Origin of the sequence: Streptomyces sp. NPDC048506, assembly GCF_040651315.1 — a bacterium.
In the GTDB taxonomy this organism is placed as follows: domain Bacteria; phylum Actinomycetota; class Actinomycetes; order Streptomycetales; family Streptomycetaceae; genus Streptomyces.
Genome location: NZ_JBEZIX010000045.1, coordinates 82,355 through 97,152, shown reverse-complemented (window position 1 = coordinate 97,152; position 14,798 = coordinate 82,355). Strand labels below are relative to the sequence as shown.

Annotated in this window: 12 protein-coding genes; 5 read left to right on the top strand and 7 right to left on the bottom strand. The window is 71.7% G+C overall.

The annotated features are described in order from the left end of the window. The first annotated feature begins 521 nt into the window (after positions 1 to 521). Entirely contained in the window at positions 522 to 2,009 is a 1,488-nt protein-coding gene (locus AB0C96_RS31245) for a cytosine permease (RefSeq protein ID WP_362922029.1), read from the top strand. Between the two features lie 119 nt (positions 2,010 to 2,128). Further along, positions 2,129 to 3,133 carry an LLM class flavin-dependent oxidoreductase gene (locus AB0C96_RS31240; RefSeq protein ID WP_362922027.1) on the top strand — a complete coding sequence of 335 codons (1,005 nt, stop codon included), beginning with the start codon at positions 2,129 to 2,131 and terminating at the stop codon, positions 3,131 to 3,133. 34 nt (positions 3,134 to 3,167) lie between these two features. Here AB0C96_RS31240 and AB0C96_RS31235 read toward each other — a convergent pair whose 3' ends face one another. Beyond that, complete coding sequence (locus AB0C96_RS31235) at positions 3,168 to 3,518, bottom strand: cupin domain-containing protein (RefSeq protein ID WP_362922025.1); 351 nt, start codon at positions 3,516 to 3,518, stop codon at positions 3,168 to 3,170. A gap of 70 nt (positions 3,519 to 3,588) precedes the next feature. On the opposite strand from AB0C96_RS31235, the gene AB0C96_RS31230 reads away from it, so the two are divergent. Then, on the top strand, positions 3,589 to 4,611 hold the full coding sequence (locus AB0C96_RS31230; RefSeq protein ID WP_362922023.1) for a helix-turn-helix domain-containing protein: 1,023 nt from the start codon (positions 3,589 to 3,591) through the stop codon (positions 4,609 to 4,611). Between the two features lie 115 nt (positions 4,612 to 4,726). Here the strand turns inward: AB0C96_RS31230 and AB0C96_RS31225 are convergent, their stop codons facing one another. The 4 genes from AB0C96_RS31225 to AB0C96_RS31210 form a co-directional block, all read right to left on the bottom strand. Then, a complete protein-coding gene (locus AB0C96_RS31225) occupies positions 4,727 to 6,142 on the bottom strand; it encodes a sugar porter family MFS transporter (RefSeq protein WP_362922020.1) in 1,416 nt (471 codons plus the stop codon). Between the two features lie 315 nt (positions 6,143 to 6,457). Then, positions 6,458 to 10,216, bottom strand: coding sequence for an AAA family ATPase (locus AB0C96_RS31220; protein ID WP_362922018.1), 3,759 nt, complete (start codon positions 10,214 to 10,216; stop codon positions 6,458 to 6,460). A 304-nt stretch (positions 10,217 to 10,520) separates the two neighbouring features. Further along, complete coding sequence (locus AB0C96_RS31215) at positions 10,521 to 10,724, bottom strand: hypothetical protein (protein ID WP_033266895.1); 204 nt, start codon at positions 10,722 to 10,724, stop codon at positions 10,521 to 10,523. Between the two features lie 382 nt (positions 10,725 to 11,106). Continuing rightward, positions 11,107 to 11,388, bottom strand: a complete 282-nt coding sequence (locus tag AB0C96_RS31210) for an acylphosphatase (RefSeq protein ID WP_362922016.1) — start codon at positions 11,386 to 11,388, stop codon at positions 11,107 to 11,109. Positions 11,389 to 11,566: 178 nt separating this feature from the next. On the opposite strand from AB0C96_RS31210, the gene AB0C96_RS31205 reads away from it, so the two are divergent. Next, a complete protein-coding gene (locus tag AB0C96_RS31205; protein ID WP_362922014.1) occupies positions 11,567 to 12,499 on the top strand; it encodes a CAP domain-containing protein in 933 nt (310 codons plus the stop codon). Between the two features lie 124 nt (positions 12,500 to 12,623). On the opposite strand, the gene AB0C96_RS31200 is transcribed toward AB0C96_RS31205, so the two are convergent. Next, positions 12,624 to 13,256 (bottom strand): flavodoxin family protein, encoded by a 633-nt coding sequence (locus AB0C96_RS31200; RefSeq protein WP_362922012.1) that lies wholly within the window; start codon positions 13,254 to 13,256, stop codon positions 12,624 to 12,626. A gap of 149 nt (positions 13,257 to 13,405) precedes the next feature. On the opposite strand from AB0C96_RS31200, the gene AB0C96_RS31195 reads away from it, so the two are divergent. Next, positions 13,406 to 13,831 (top strand): helix-turn-helix domain-containing protein, encoded by a 426-nt coding sequence (locus AB0C96_RS31195; protein WP_362922010.1) that lies wholly within the window; start codon positions 13,406 to 13,408, stop codon positions 13,829 to 13,831. A 36-nt stretch (positions 13,832 to 13,867) separates the two neighbouring features. On the opposite strand, the gene mutM is transcribed toward AB0C96_RS31195, so the two are convergent. Then, complete coding sequence (gene mutM, locus AB0C96_RS31190; protein ID WP_362922008.1) at positions 13,868 to 14,794, bottom strand: bifunctional DNA-formamidopyrimidine glycosylase/DNA-(apurinic or apyrimidinic site) lyase; 927 nt, start codon at positions 14,792 to 14,794, stop codon at positions 13,868 to 13,870. Positions 14,795 to 14,798 lie beyond the last annotated feature (4 nt).

The following is a 14,798-nucleotide window of genomic DNA, read 5'->3' as shown; positions in this document are numbered from 1 at the left end:
CACTCGTATCCCACCCCCACCGGCCTTCTTCCTTCCCACCCACGGGAGGGTGGGGGCCGGAGGGGCTGGGTGTCCGGACGTAAAGCGAAGCAGTCCGGACACCCAGCCCCGCAGGACCACACCCGCAGCCAAGCAGCCCCGCGCAGCGGCACAGCCCGCCGCAGGCGCCACGGCGAGAAAGCCAACAACGTGGGGAGAACGCCGGCCGCCAGGCCACGGCGGGCCAGACAACAACGTGGGGAGAACGCCGGCCGCCAAGGCCACGGCGAGCAAACCCAGCAATGTGGGAAAAAAGCCAAGCGCAGCGAAAAGCTGGACGCCCCGACGAGTCTGGGTGACACTCGTTCTCGTCGGGGGATCCAACGGTGCAATGAGGCAGAAGTTGGATCAAAGTACGATGGTGGACGGCCGCGCAACGCGCGTAGAGTCCTGGCAGCCAATTCCGGCCAGGCACCACAGCCGCTGCCTGCACCTCCTCCCCTGGGGGTGCCTCCCAGATGTACACGGAGACACCTGCACCAATGGGCACCAGCACCACGTCCGCGTCCACTCCCGAATCCGAAGGCGCCGTCGAGACCCGCGGCATCGAGCCCGTTCCCGATCATGAGCGCCGGGGCCGCGTCCGCGAGCTCTTCCCCACCTGGGTCGCCGCCAACATCAGCGTGTTGTTGCTCACCATGGGGGCCTCGCTGGTGATCAACAACGGCTTGAACTTCTGGCAGGTGCTGGTGGTGGCCGCCATCGCGTCCGCCGTCTCCTTCGGCATGGTCGGCCTGCTGTCGGTCTCCGGTAAGTGGGGCGGCGCCCCGGGCGCGATGCTCTCCCGGGCCGCCTTCGGCGTGCGCGGCAACTACTTCCCTGGCGCGATCCTGTGGGTCGCCCGCTTCGGCTGGGAGACGATCAACGCGGTCACCGGCGCGTACGCCATCCTGACCGTGCTGCACCTGGTCTTCGGCATCAAGGCCAACAACGCGCTGATCGTCGTCACCCTGCTCGGCTTCGTCGGCTGCACGTTCCTGGTGAGCGGCATGGGCCGCAAGGCGCTGAACGTGTGCAACAAGTACTCCACGTACCTCTTCAGCGCGATCAGCGTGGTGGTGCTCGGCTATCTGATCGTCGAGATGCCCTGGGGCGACATCCTCCACAAGTCGCCCGGCAGCGCCGCCCTGATGGTCGCCGGTATCGGCACCATCGCGGCCGGCGGTATCAGCTGGGTCCCCACCGGTCCGGACTTCGCGCGCTACCTCCCGCACGCCGCCTCCGGCAAGAAGATCGTCGGCACCACCGTCTCCGGTGCGGCCCTGGTGCTGGTCCCGATGGTGCTCATGGGCGGTGTGATGGCCGTCTCCAACCCGACGCTGGCCAACCAGAACACCGACCCGATGTCGTTCCTCGGCGAGATCCTGCCGCGCGCCATCGCGATCCCGTACCTGCTCACGGCGCTGATCGGGATGATGCTGATCAACAGCCTGTCGATGTACTCCGCGGGCTTCACCGCCCAGACCATGGGCGTCCGGCTGCCGCGCGCCCTGGCCGTCAGCATCAACGCGCTCATCAGCCTGGGCGGCGGCCTGGTCATGATGCTGGTGGCCAAGGACTTCATCGGCCAGTTCATCGCCTTCCTGACGCTGCTCGCGGTCTCCTTCTCCGCCTGGATCGGCGTCTACGGCATCGACATGGCCCGCCGCCGCAAGCTGGCGGTGCGCTACGACGGCGAGAGCCTGATGAACACCGGCCGCACCAGCCGCTACTGGTACGTCGGCGGCTTCTGCTGGCAGGCGATGACCGCCTGGTCCGTGGCGCTGGTCGCGGGTCTGTGCTTCACCAAGGTCCAGTGGTTCACCGGCCCGCTGGCCTCCACCTGGATCGGCGAGAACGGCCTGGGCTGGGCGGCGACGATCGCGATCGCCGCGGTGGTCTTCGCCGTCCTGCCGACGCCCAGGGAGACGGTCCCGGCGAACTCGGACGCGCCGCACACCGAGGCCCGCCAGCCGGTCGAGGTGGGCTGACCCCCGCGCCCACCCGCCCGGCCCGCCCGACGTGGCGGCCGGATCAGCCCCTAGCGATCTGACGCCATGTCAGCTAACGTCCCCTTCGCCAACCGTCCTTGGCGAAGGGGACGTCAGCCATGTCCGACCGCTCCGCGCCGCTCGTCACGGTCCTGCGCTTCAACCTCGTCGACCCGGCGCCGACCCCCGCCACGCTCTCCGCGCGCTACCGGGCCGCCGTCGAGATGGCGGCCTTCGCCGACGACCGCGGCATCACGATGATCCAGACCGAGGAGCACCACGCCACCACCAACGGCTGGATGCCCTCACCGCTCGCCTTCGCCGGCGCCGTCTTCGGTGCCACCCGACGGATCGGCGTCACCCTCTCCGCGCTGATCACCCCGCTGCACGATCCGCTGCGGCTGGCCGAGGACCTCGCCACGCTCGACCTGATCAGCGGCGGCCGGCTGGTCACCGTCGCCGGCATCGGCTACCGGCCCGAGGAATACGCGGCCCACGGCAAGGACTGGACCCGCCGCGGCGCACTCCAGGACGAGGTGCTCAAGACCCTGCTGTCCGCCTGGACCGGTGAGCCCTTCGCCTACCAGGGGCGCACCGTCCAGGTCACCCCGCGCCCGTACACCCGGCCGCACCCGCTGCTGCTGATCGGTGGCAGCTCCCGCGCCGCCGCCCGGCGCGCCGCCCGGCTGGGGCTGCCCCTCTTCCCCAGCGCCCACCTCCCCGAACTGGAGGCGTACTACCACCAGCAGCGCGCCGCCTTCGGCACCGACGGCTGGGTGATGCAACCGCCCGAGCGGACCGCCCTCCTGCACCTCGCCGAGGACCCGGACCGCACCTGGGCCGAGTACGGCGGCCATCTGCTGCACGAGGCGCAGACCTACGCGTCCTGGCAGTCCGCCGACATCCGCTCCGCGGTCCGCTCGTCCGCGCACGACGCCGACTCCCTGCGCAAGGAGGGCGTCTACCGCGTCATCACCCCTGAGGAGTGCGTACGCCTCGCCCAAGAGGCGGGCCCCCAGGGCTCGTTGATCCTGCACCCGCTGTGCGGGGGGATGCCGGTCGACGAGGGCTGGCGCTCCCTGCACCTGTTCGCCGAGCGGGTGTTGCCCCGCCTCACGGGGTGAGGCGGGGCGGGCGGTCGTGGGGCTCCGTGCGGCATCAGCCCTCGGGGTAGAAGACGAAGAGGGTGCAGCCGGTGTCCGAGCGCGGAACGTGCCAGGAGCCCGCGGGGGCGTGCAGGAACGACCCGGCCGGATGGTCCCCGAAGCCGTCGTTGAACGTGCCCGAGACGACGAAGACCTCCTCCGGCCCCGGCTCGTGCACGTCGATCCGCTCCCAGGCGCCGCCCGGGTCGATCTCCAGGACCTGGGCCTTCGCGCCGTTGTCCCCCGTCCACAGGGGGCGGATCCGGACGCCGGGGAACAGCTCCCGCACCGGCGCGTCGGCCACCTCCGACCACACGTAACCTGGCATCTCCTGACCGCTGTTCGCGCTGCTGTGCTGTGTCATGCCCCCACCCTCGCCTCCCGGGGCCCGCTCCCCCAGTGTCAGAAAAGACTCCCTCGGGTACTTTCCTGCCATGCCTCTCGCCCGCCCCGCCGCCCCCTCCGACGCGGGCCGTGGAGAGCCCCACCGTGTGGTGGCGCTGGTCCACCCGCCCCAGGGCCCCTTCGAACTCGGCTGCGCCGCCGAGGTCTTCGGCACCCGCCGCACCGGTCTGCCCGCCCACTACGACTTCACGGTGTGCACCGAGGTCCCGGGCCCGGTACGGACGACGGCGGGCTACGACATGCTGGTCGCCGAGGGGCTGTCCGCACTGGCGACGGCGGACACGGTCGTCATCCCGGGCTGGATACCGCAGGACGAGCCGCTGTCCCCCGCCGTGCGCGAGGCCCTGCTCGGCGCCCGCCGGAACGGCGCCCGCCTGATCACCATCTGCTCCGGCGTCTTCGCCCTGGCGCAGACCGGCCTGTTGGACGGTCGCCGGGCGACCACGCACTGGGCCCGGGCGGCCGAACTGGCGGCCCGTTTCCCCCGGGTGCAGGTCGATCCGGGAGTGCTCTACATCGACCACGGCGACGTGGCCACGAGCGCGGGGTCCGCGGCCGGGGTGGACCTGTGTCTGCACCTCGTGCGCAGCGACCACGGCGCGGCGCACGCCGCCCGGATCGCCCGCCACATGGTGATGCCGCCGCACCGTGAGGGCGGCCAGGCCCAGTACGCGGCGCCGCTCCGGGCGGACCGGATCGACCCGGCGCGAGCCATGGACCAGTCGCTGGCCCCGCTGCTGGAGTGGGTGTCCGGCCGGCTGTCCGAGCCGGTCTCCGTCGAGGACATGGCCGGTCGTCTGCGGATCTCCGCCCGCACCCTCGCCCGCCGGTTCGCCGAGCAGCTCGGCACCAGCCCGGGCCAGTGGCTGCTGGGCCGGCGGATCGACGCGGCCCGGACCCTGCTGGAGGAGACCGAGCTGCCCGTCGAGGCGATCGCCCTGCGCGTCGGCCTCTCCTCGGCGACGAATCTGCGCCGCCGCTTCCGGCAGGCGCTGCACACCACACCGGCGGGCTACCGGAGGACGTTCCGCGCGACGGGCAGTGGTGGCTGACGGGGGCGGAAAACAGCGGAAGAGCTGCGGACAAGCTGCGGAAAAAGCTACTGCCCCGGCTCTCTGGTCGAGCCGGGGCAGTACCCAGTACTGAGGAGAAGGACTGGCGGGGGGGTTAGCCCATCTCCTCCAACGCCTTGCCCTTCGTCTCCTTCACGAACTTGAGCACGAAGGGGATCGAGAGCAGGGCGAAGAATGTGTAGATCACGTACGTGCCCGAGAGGTTCCAGTCGGACAGGCTCGGGAAGCTGGCCGTGATGGCCCAGTTGGCGATCCACTGCGCGGAGGCGGCGACGCCCAGCGCGGCGGCACGGATCTTGTTCGGGAACATCTCGCCGAGGAAGACCCAGACCACGACGCCCCAGGAGAGCGCGAAGAAGAGCACGAAGACGTGGGCGGCGATCAGGGCCACGGTGCCTTCGGTGGACGGCAGCGTGCCGGCCGCGGTCTTGGCGGAGAAGGCCCAGGCCTCCAGGGCGAGCGCGACGGCCATACCGGCGGAGCCGATCAGCGCCAGCGGGCGGCGGCCGATCCGGTCCACGAAGATCATCGCGATCACGGTGCCGATGATGTTGATGATCGACGTGGTGAAGCTGTAGAAGAACGAGCTCTCGGGGTTGATGCCGACCGACTGCCACAGCGTCGAGGAGTAGTAGAACGCGACGTTGATGCCGACCAGCTGCTGGAAGACCGACAGTCCGATACCGACCCAGACGATCGGCAGGAAGCCCCTCTTTCCGAGGAGGTCCTTGAACGTCGACTTGTGCTCGCGACGCATCGCGTCCTCGATCTCGGCGACCCGGGTGTCGAGGTTGACGGTGTGGCCCTCGACCTCGGCGAGCACCTCCTTGGCACGGGACGTCTTGCCGACGGAGATCAGGTAGCGCGGCGACTCGGGGATCACGAACGAGAGCAGACCGTAGAGCACGGCCGGGACGACCATCACGCCGAGCATCCACTGCCAGGCCTCCAGCCCGGCGATCTTCCCGCGCTGCTCGCCGTCGGCGAGGTTGAGGATGCCCCAGTTCACCAGCTGGGAGATGGCGATGCCGACCACGATCGCGGCCTGCTGGAAGGAGCCGAGCCGGCCACGGTAGGCGGACGGCGAGACCTCGGCGATGTAGGCCGGGCCGATGACCGAGGCCATACCGATCGCGAAGCCGCCGACGATCCGCCAGAGCGCCAGGTCCCACAGGGCGAACGGCAGGGCCGAACCGACGGCGCTGACGGTGAAGAGCACCGCCGCGATCTGCATCACGCGGATGCGACCTATCCGGTCGGCGATCCGGCCGGCGGTGGCGGCGCCGATGGCGCAACCGATCAGCGCGATGGCGATGACCTGGGCGAGTACGGCCGATCCGACGTCGTAACGGCTACGGATCGCCTCGACGGCACCGTTGATGACGGAACTGTCGTAGCCGAAGAGGAAGCCGCCCATCGCGGCAGCCGCGGTGATGAAGATGACATGGCCGAGATGGTCGGGGTGGGCCTTGCGGCCTTCCGGGACCGTCGGCTGCGCGGTGCTGGTCAACGTGAACTCCAGTGGCCCGGCTGCGCTGCCGGGCGTCGGGGGCTGGCCCTTCTAGTGGTGCATAGGTTAGGGGTACCCACCACTTGAAGGTAAAAGCAACGTTGCAGAGACTATGCCTTCAAGTTTCGAAGTCAATAGGGTGTGATGGATTTGTTTCAGGACCGACCGACGGCCTCTTTGTTCAAGTTGTGAATTGATCTTGAGATGACGTCACGTCGGACACCCCGCGCGATCGACACGGGCCGCTTGCGGTCGGGACGTCCCGACCCGGCCGGACGCCGCACGGCGACCGCACCCCGGTCACCCGCGCCCCGGTCAGTGCAGCCGCTGGCTGATCACCTTTGACACGCCGTCCCCCTGCATCGACACCCCGTAGAGCGCGTCGGCGACCTCCATCGTGCGCTTCTGGTGGGTGATCACGATCAGCTGGGAGCTCTCCTGGAGCTCCTCCATGATCCGGATCAGCCGCTGGAGGTTGGTGTCGTCGAGCGCCGCCTCGACCTCGTCCATCACGTAGAACGGGCTGGGCCGCGCCTTGAAGATGGACACCAGCAGCGCGACCGCGGTCAGCGACCGCTCACCGCCCGAGAGCAGCGAGAGCCGCTTGACCTTCTTGCCCGGCGGGCGCGCCTCCACATCGACCCCGGTCGCCAGCATGTCGTCCGGGTCGGTCAGCACCAGCCGCCCCTCACCGCCCGGGAAGAGCCGCGAGAAGACGCCCTCGAACTCCCGCGCGGTGTCGTGGTACGCCTCGGTGAAGACCTGCTCCACCCGCTCGTCGACCTCCTTGACCACCTGGAGCAGGTCGGCCCGGGTCTTCTTCAAGTCTTCAAGCTGCTCACTGAGGAACTGGTGGCGCTCCTCCAGCGCCGCGAACTCCTCCAGCGCCAGCGGGTTCACCTTCCCGAGCTGCTGGTACGCCCGCTCGGCGGCCTTGAGCCGCTTCTCCTGCTCGGCCCGGACGAACGGCACCGGCTGGTTGCGCGGATGCCCGGGATCGTCCGGCAGCGTCTCGCCCTCCGCCGGCGGCGACGGCGGGACCGGCTGGTCGGGGCCGTACTCGGCCACCAGCGCGGCCGGCTCCACGCCCAGCTCCTCCAGCGCCCTGGTCTCCAGCTGCTCGATGCGCAGCCGCTTCTCCGCGCCCAGCACCTCGCCCCGGTGCACCGAGTCGGTCAGCTTGTCCAGCTCCGACTTCAGCTCGCGCGCCGCGGTGCGCTCGGTCGCCAGCGCCTGCTCGCGCTCGGCCTTGGCCCGCTCCGCGGCGGCACGCTCCTCCTCGGCCCGGACGACGGACACCTCCACGTGGGCCAGCAACTGCCGGGCACCGGAGGCGACCGCGCCGGCCACCTCCGCCTCGTGCCGCAGCCGGGCGCGCCGCCGTTCGGCCCGCGCCCGTGCCTCGCGCTCGGCGCGCGCCCCGCGGTCCAGCGCATCCGCCCGCCCGGCCAGCCCCTTCACCCGCTCCTCGTGCGTACGCGCCTGGAGCCGGGCCTCCATCTCGGTCTGCCGGGCATTCGCCCCGTCGGCCGCCAGCCGGTCCCGTACCGAGGTGTCGGGCTCCTCCTCGCCGACGCCCGGCTCCTCCTGGGCCACCGCCAGCCGCTCGGCCAGCTCCTCGGCCTCCTCGGTGGCCCGCTCCAGCGCCTCCTCGGCCCTGGCCGCCGCCGCGGCAGAACGTTCCGCCTCGCCCGCGGCCGCCCGCGCCTGTCCGGCGAGCCGCCCCAGGTCGCCGGCGACCTTGGACTTCTCCCGGTCCGCGGCCCGCCGCCGCTCGGCCAACTCCTCCACCAGCGCGGCACACTCCGTACGCCGCTCGGCCGCGGCCCGCTGCCCCTCGGCCAGCTCCGCACAGCGCGCCGCCAGGTCCTCCAGCTCGGCCGCCGCCTCGTCGACCGACGCCTGCACCTCCAGCAGGCTCGGCGCGCCCGCGGAACCGCCCTGGGCGAAGTGCGCCCCGAGCAGATCGCCCTCACCGGTCACGGCCGTCAGCCCGGGGCGCGCGGCCACCAGGTCCTCGGCGTCCTCCAGCGTCCCGACCACCACGACGTCCCGCAGCAGCCGGGCCACCGCGGCCGTCAACTCCGGCGGTCCCTGGACGAGTTCACCGGCGGATACCGGCCCGGAGCGGGGCCCGGGCACCCGCGCCGACACGGCTGCGGCGGCCTGCGGCGCCGCCACGACTCCCTCCGCCCCCTGCGCACCGCCGGCCACGTCGACCGCGTCGGCTCCGGCCGGGGCCGGGACCCCCACGGACCGGGCCGCCACACCGCCCTGCACGGCCTGCGCCGGCCGGGGCACCAGCCCCGTACCGCCTTCCTCGCCCGCCTCCGGCGCGGACGGGCCCGGGCCACTGCCGTCCCCCAGCACCATCGCGGCCCGCCCCGCGTCCTGTTTGCGCAGCAGCCGGATGGCGTCGGCGGCGGTGGCCGGGTCGGCGACGGCGACCGCGTCCGCCGCCGCGCCAAGGGCGGCGGCCACCGGCACCTCGAAGCCGGGGGCGACGGTCAGCAGTTCGGCCGCCGGGCCGAGCAGCCCGCTGAGCTGGTCGGCGGCGGCCAGCAGAGCGCCGGTACCGTCCTTGCGGCGCAGCCCGAGCGCCAGGGCGTCGTGCCGGGCGGAGGTCGCGGCACGCCTGCGCTCCGCCGCGGTCAGCGCCTCCCGCGCGGCGGTCAGCGCGGCCTCCGCCTCGGCCAGCTCCCGGCGGGCCGCCTCGTGCCGCTCCGCGGCCTCCTCGTCGTCCGCGTCCAGCCCGTCGACCTCGGCCTTCAGCTGCTCGTACTCCTCCTGGGCGACGGCCGCCCGGCCCCGGGCGTCGTCCCTGGCCTCGACGAGCCGGCCGATCTCCGCCTGTGCGGAGGCGGCCCGGCCGCGGGCCGCGGTGACCTGTCCGCTGAGCCGGGCCAGGCCCTCGCGCCGGTCGGCGATGGCGCGGGCGACGTCCCGCAGCCGCCGCTCCTCGTCGGCCAACTGCCGCTCCAGCCCGGCACGGTGTTCGACGGTATCCTCCAGCGCCCGGCTCGCCGCCTCCAGCGCGGCGGTCAACTCCGCCTCCTGTTCGCGGATCCGGGCCGCCTCGCGCTCCATGTCGTCGGGGTCGCGCCCCTGCCGCTCCTCCGGCGGGGCCGCGGTGGCGCTCCTGACCCGCGCCTCGGCCAGCGAGGTCGTACCGCGCACCCGCTCCGCCAGCTGCGACAGCTCGTACCAGGTCTGCTGGGCGCGCTGCACCCGCGGGGTCAGCGCCCGCACCTCCTCCTCCAGCACCGCCTCCCGCTGCTGGGCGGTGCGCAGCCGCTCCTCGGCGGTCTGCTTGCGCTCCTTGAGCGCCGCCTCGTCCGCGATCTCGGCCCGCAGCGCCTCGCGCAGCGTGACGAGATCGTCGGCGAGCAGCCGCAGCCGGGCGTCGCGCAGATCGGCCTGGATGACGGCGGCGCGGCGGGCCACCGCGGCCTGCCGGCCCAGCGGCTTGAGCTGGCGCCGCAGCTCGTCGGTCAGGTCCTGGACGCGGGCGAGGTTCGCCTTCATCGCCTCCAGCTTCCGCAGCGCCTTCTCCTTGCGCTTGCGGTGCTTGAGGACGCCGGCGGCCTCCTCGATGAAGGCCCGGCGGCCCATCGGGTCGGCGTGCAGCACGGAGTCGAGCTGGCCCTGGCCGACGATGACATGCATCTCCCGGCCGATACCGGAGTCGGAGAGCAGTTCCTGGATGTCGAGCAGCCGGCAGGTGTCCCCGTTGATCTGGTACTCGCTTCCGCCGTTGCGGAACATGATCCGGGTGATGGTGACTTCGGCGTACTCGATCGGCAGGGCACCGTCGGAGTTGTCGATCGTGAGCGAGACCTCGGCGCGGCCGAGCGGCGGCCGCCCGGTCGTCCCGGCGAAGATGACGTCCTCCATCTTCCCGCCGCGCAGCGACTTGGCACCCTGCTCACCCATGACCCAGGACAGCGCGTCCACGACGTTGGACTTGCCGGAGCCGTTGGGGCCCACGACGCAGGTGATGCCCGGTTCGAAGCGCAGCGTCGTGGCGGAGGCGAAGGACTTGAAGCCTCGCAGGGTCAGACTCTTGAGGTGCACGCCGTTGGACTCTACCGGCCGCCCCTCGGGGGCCGACCCCAACATTCCGGGCGCGGCCACCGGCCCGGTACGGCCCCCGGGTATACCGCGCCGTTCATTTTCGGTTTCACCGAGGAAAGCGCAGGGCACATCATGCGGTAAGGGAGGGACGGCCCGGCTGAAGTGGCCCGTTCGATGGGAACAAGCGCCGTAGGACGAAGAGCCGGGAAACGACGAAGGGACGCCGAAGCGTCCCTTGCAGATCTTGAAGAGAGCGGTGCCTCAAGCGGCTGGCGAGCAGCCCTACCGGCCCTGGGGTGAGGGGTCAGGTGAGCGCGGGCTCCGCCTGGGGTACGTCGATGTCGAGCACCGACTCGTCGCGACGTGCAGCAGCGGACAGCATGTCGTTTTCGGCCTGCATCCGAATGAGTTCGGATTCAAGGTCTTGAACGCGCTGCTGAAGCCGCCGCATCTCGGAGAGGACTCGGGGGTCGGAGCCGCCGACGTAACCGAGAAGCGCCTTTGCCATGATGGATGGTCCTCCACAATGAGTGACCGACCGAAGCGGTGTGGGTCGTGAGGGATTCGCACCCGCGGCTTGTCATTCTCTGTGGTGTACTCAATGCCAAACAGCTAAGGTGCGCGGGGATTCCAGAGTCTCACCAAACGGTTTGACGGTCAACACGATCACGCCCCGTATCCTCGGGCACCTGAGAGTGCGCGGCCGCGTGGGCACTGCGCCGACTCTCCAGAAAGGTCCCGTGGGGGCGTGGAGATCATCCGTACAGCGGCAGCCTTGCACGGGTCGGCCGAGTTGGCAACCACCAGGCCTTATCTCCCGTAAGCAGCTGACGAAGACGCACCGCCAAGATCGCCGATATCCACCGTGGAAACGGTTTCCCCGGCCCCTGTCAGCGGATCTCGAAGCCGTCGTAACCGCCCCGGGGCGTGGCCCAGATCTCAGTGACTCCGTCGACCCGCCCGGGCGTGTCTCCGGTCCGCAGCCACTCCAGCAGCTGATCGCAACGGTCCTTCGGCCCCTCGGCGACCACCTGGACGCGGCCGTCACCGAGATTGACCGCAAATCCGGCGAGTTCGCCGATGCGAAGGGCGTTGGCGCGGGTGAACCAGCGGAAGCCGACGCCTTGGACCTGACCCCGCACCCACGCGGTCACACGGACATCTTCGTTCATGTGTGCACGTTAACCGGCCAATTGCTCACGGGGCAGGTCGCCCCCTTGCGCCATGGCGTACAGTCCCCCGACAACGAGCCTCACCCTTTCGAGTGAGGCGTCTTGACGCGAGGAAGGCCGTGCGGCGGTAGCCGCTCCAGTGGAGCCGGTGCTTGCACCGGGGGGAGGAAGACAGCGGATGGGCCGCCATCGACGCTCTGCTCCGCACACACCCGAAGCCCCCGGTGCCGGGCGTGTTGACGGACCGACGGCAGTTCGAGCCGGCGCACCGGCCTCGGCGGCACGACCCCGCTCCCACCGCGCGGCGCGCGGCCGCGGCGCGGTGCCGGTCCGCACCGGACTGCTCGGCGCCTCCGCGGCGGTGGCGATGGGAGCCGTGGCGGTCGCGTCCGGACTGATACCCGGCAACGGCCAGTTCGACGGCGGCACCGGCGGCGACCACGACCGCGTCCGCGCCGACGCCCTGCCGGAGGCCACCGCCCCGCTGGGCGGCGCCTCCGCCACACCGTCCGAGCGCGCCGGTGCCACGGCGAGCCGGGGTGGCGCCCGTCCCAGCGCCCCGGAGACCGGCCGCCCCTCCTCCCCCACGACGCCGTCGACCTCTCCCTCGCCCCGGCAGCCCGCCAAATCCCGCACCGCACAGCCCGGTTCGCACCGCTCCACCGAGCCCGCCGAGCACCCCTCCTCCGCCGCGCCCCGCAGCACCGCGACCCCGTCGAAGGCCCCGGACGCCACATCGTCCGCCGAGGCCCAGGTCCTGACCCTGGTCAACCAGGAGCGGGCCCGGGTCGGCTGCTCCCCGGTGACCGCGGACGAGGAATTGGGCACGCTCGCACAGCGGTTCAGCGACGACATGGCGGAACGCGGCTTCTTCGACCACACCGACCCGGACGGCCACACCCCCTGGGACCGCGCCCGCGACCTGGGCATCACCGACCTCGGCGGCGAGAACATCGCCCGCGGCCAGGCCAACGCCCAGTCCGTCATGGACTCCTGGATGAACAGCCCCGGCCACCGCGCCAACATCCTCAACTGCGAGTACAAAACCCTCGGTGTCGGCGCCCACTTCGGCCCGGGCGGCCCCTGGTGGACCCAGGACTTCGGCTTCTGATCAGCCCGTCGCCGCCCACCCGCCGCTGACGGCGGACACCGCGCACGCCCGTGCCGCCCCGTGACGGATCACGGGGCGGCACGGGCGTGCGGCGCTCCGGGGCGGTGCCGGGCGGCCGGTCGGATCAGGCGGCGAGCGCGGCGCGTCCCGCGGCGACGATGCGGGCCTGTTCGGTGATCCGGCGCCCGAGGTGCTCGGCGGTGGCGATGTCGGCCTTGTGGACGCCCTCGGCACCCTGGTCGTTGGGCGACTGGGCGGCCGCGCCCAGGAAGAACCCGAGCCGGTTGAGGTCGTTCTCGGAGGCGGTGGAGGAGTTCCAGCCCGGGAGCAGGTTGAGGCCGACCCAGGTCATGCCGTGCTGGGCGGCGAGAACCGTGAAGAACTGAAGGGTGTGCAGCTTGTCCCCGCTCTTGGAGGCGGAGTTGGTGAAGCCGGCGGCGAGCTTGTCCTGCCAGGCCCTGGTGGCCCAGCGCGCGGAGGTCGCCTCGGCGAAGACGTGGAAGGCGCCGGAGGCGGTGCCCATGTAGGTCGGCGAGCCGAAGACAATCGCGTCGGAGGCGTCGAGCTGCTCCCACTCCGCTTCGGTGATCTCGTCGACCTTGATCAGATGCACGGTGGCGCCCGCGTCGGCGGCGCCGGCGCGGACCGCCTCGGCCAGCACGGCGGTGTGGCCGAAGCCGGAGTGGTAGGCGAGGGAGACGACGACCGGGTCGGGCTGGGTGAGAGCAGTGCGGTCGGGCTGGGTGGAGCTGGTCACGGCGGTTTCTCCTCGTGGTCGGGGCGCCCGGGGACGGTCAGCGTCCGGACCGCTGCGGCAGCGGTGGAAGGCGACGAGAGAAAGAGAAGCACTAACTTTTAGAAAGCGCAACCCAAGGGTTAGCGCTGTGCCGGAGTAGGGTGTGCGGTATGCCGACCGAGACCACCTCACAGCCCGCCGAGGCCCCCTCCCCCGGCTGTCCGGACGACCTGCCCTTCGATGTGTTCGCCCGCGACTGCCCCTCCCGCGAGACGCTCAAGCACGTCACCGACCGCTGGGGCAGCCTGACGCTGGGCGCACTGCTCGACGGCACGTTCCGCTTCAACGAACTGCGCCGTCGGGTGGAAGGGGTGAGCGAGAAGATGCTCGCCCAGACCCTGCACGCACTGGAGCGGGACGGGCTGGTGCACCGCGAGGCACAGCAGTCCAACCCGCCCCGGGTGGACTACGCACTCACCCCACTGGGAGTCCAGGTCGCCCGCCAACTGCACCTGCTGATCGCCCTGGTGGAGGCCCGGATGCCCCAGGTCCTCGCCGCACGCGAGCGCTACGACGCCCGGCACGACGCACGCTGAGCCGGCCGGCCGCACCATCGGCCGACACGCTCGGGGTCAGGGCCGCGGCGGTCGCTGGCAGCGCGGGCAGAAGTAGCTGGAGCGGTTCATCCAGGGGCGGCGCCGGATCGGGGTGCCGCAGCGGCGGCACGGCTCGTCCTCGCGGCCGTAGGCGTCCAGGGAGCGGTCGAAGTAGCCGGACTCCCCGTTGACGTTGACGTAGAGGCTGTCGAAGCTGGTGCCGCCGACGGCCAGCGCGGCGTTCATGACGTCCCGGACGTGGCCGAGCAGCTCGGCGGTGCGGGGACGGGTGAAGGTGGCGGTCGGCCGCTCGTAGTGCAGCTTGCTGCGCCACAGCGCCTCATCGGCGTAGATGTTGCCGACGCCGCTGATCAGCGTCTGGTCGAGCAGCGCCCGCTTGATGGTGGTCCGGCGGCGGCGCAGTGCGGTGTGGAAGGCGTTGTCGTCGAAGGCCGGGTCGAGCGGGTCGCGGGCGATGTGGGCGATGACGTCGGGCAACTGGTCGGGGTCGCCGGGAACGGTGTCGTGCAGCGAGAGCCCGCCGAAGGTCCGCTGGTCGACGAAGCGGAGTTCGGTGTCCTGGGCGTCGGCGAACCGGATGCGGATGCGCAGGTGCTTCTCGTCGGGCGCGCGCTGCGGCTGGACCAACAGCTGGCCACTCATGCCGAGGTGGGCGAGGATCGCCAGGCCGTGGGTGACCGACGGCGTGACGATCGGCGCGATGCCTTCGGCGGCGCTCTGCGCGGCCGGCCCGCCACCGGTCACCGGAAGCCAGAGGTACTTGCCGCGCCGGCGGGCCGTGCCCAGGCGCAGGCCCTTGAGCCGGGCCGCGAAGTCGGCCGCACCGGCCGTGTGCCGGCGGATGGCGCGCGGATGGCGCACCTCGACGACGTCGATCGTCCGACCGCTGACCCACCGCTCCAGTCCGCGGCGTACGACCTCGACCTCGGGCAGCTCGGGCACGGAA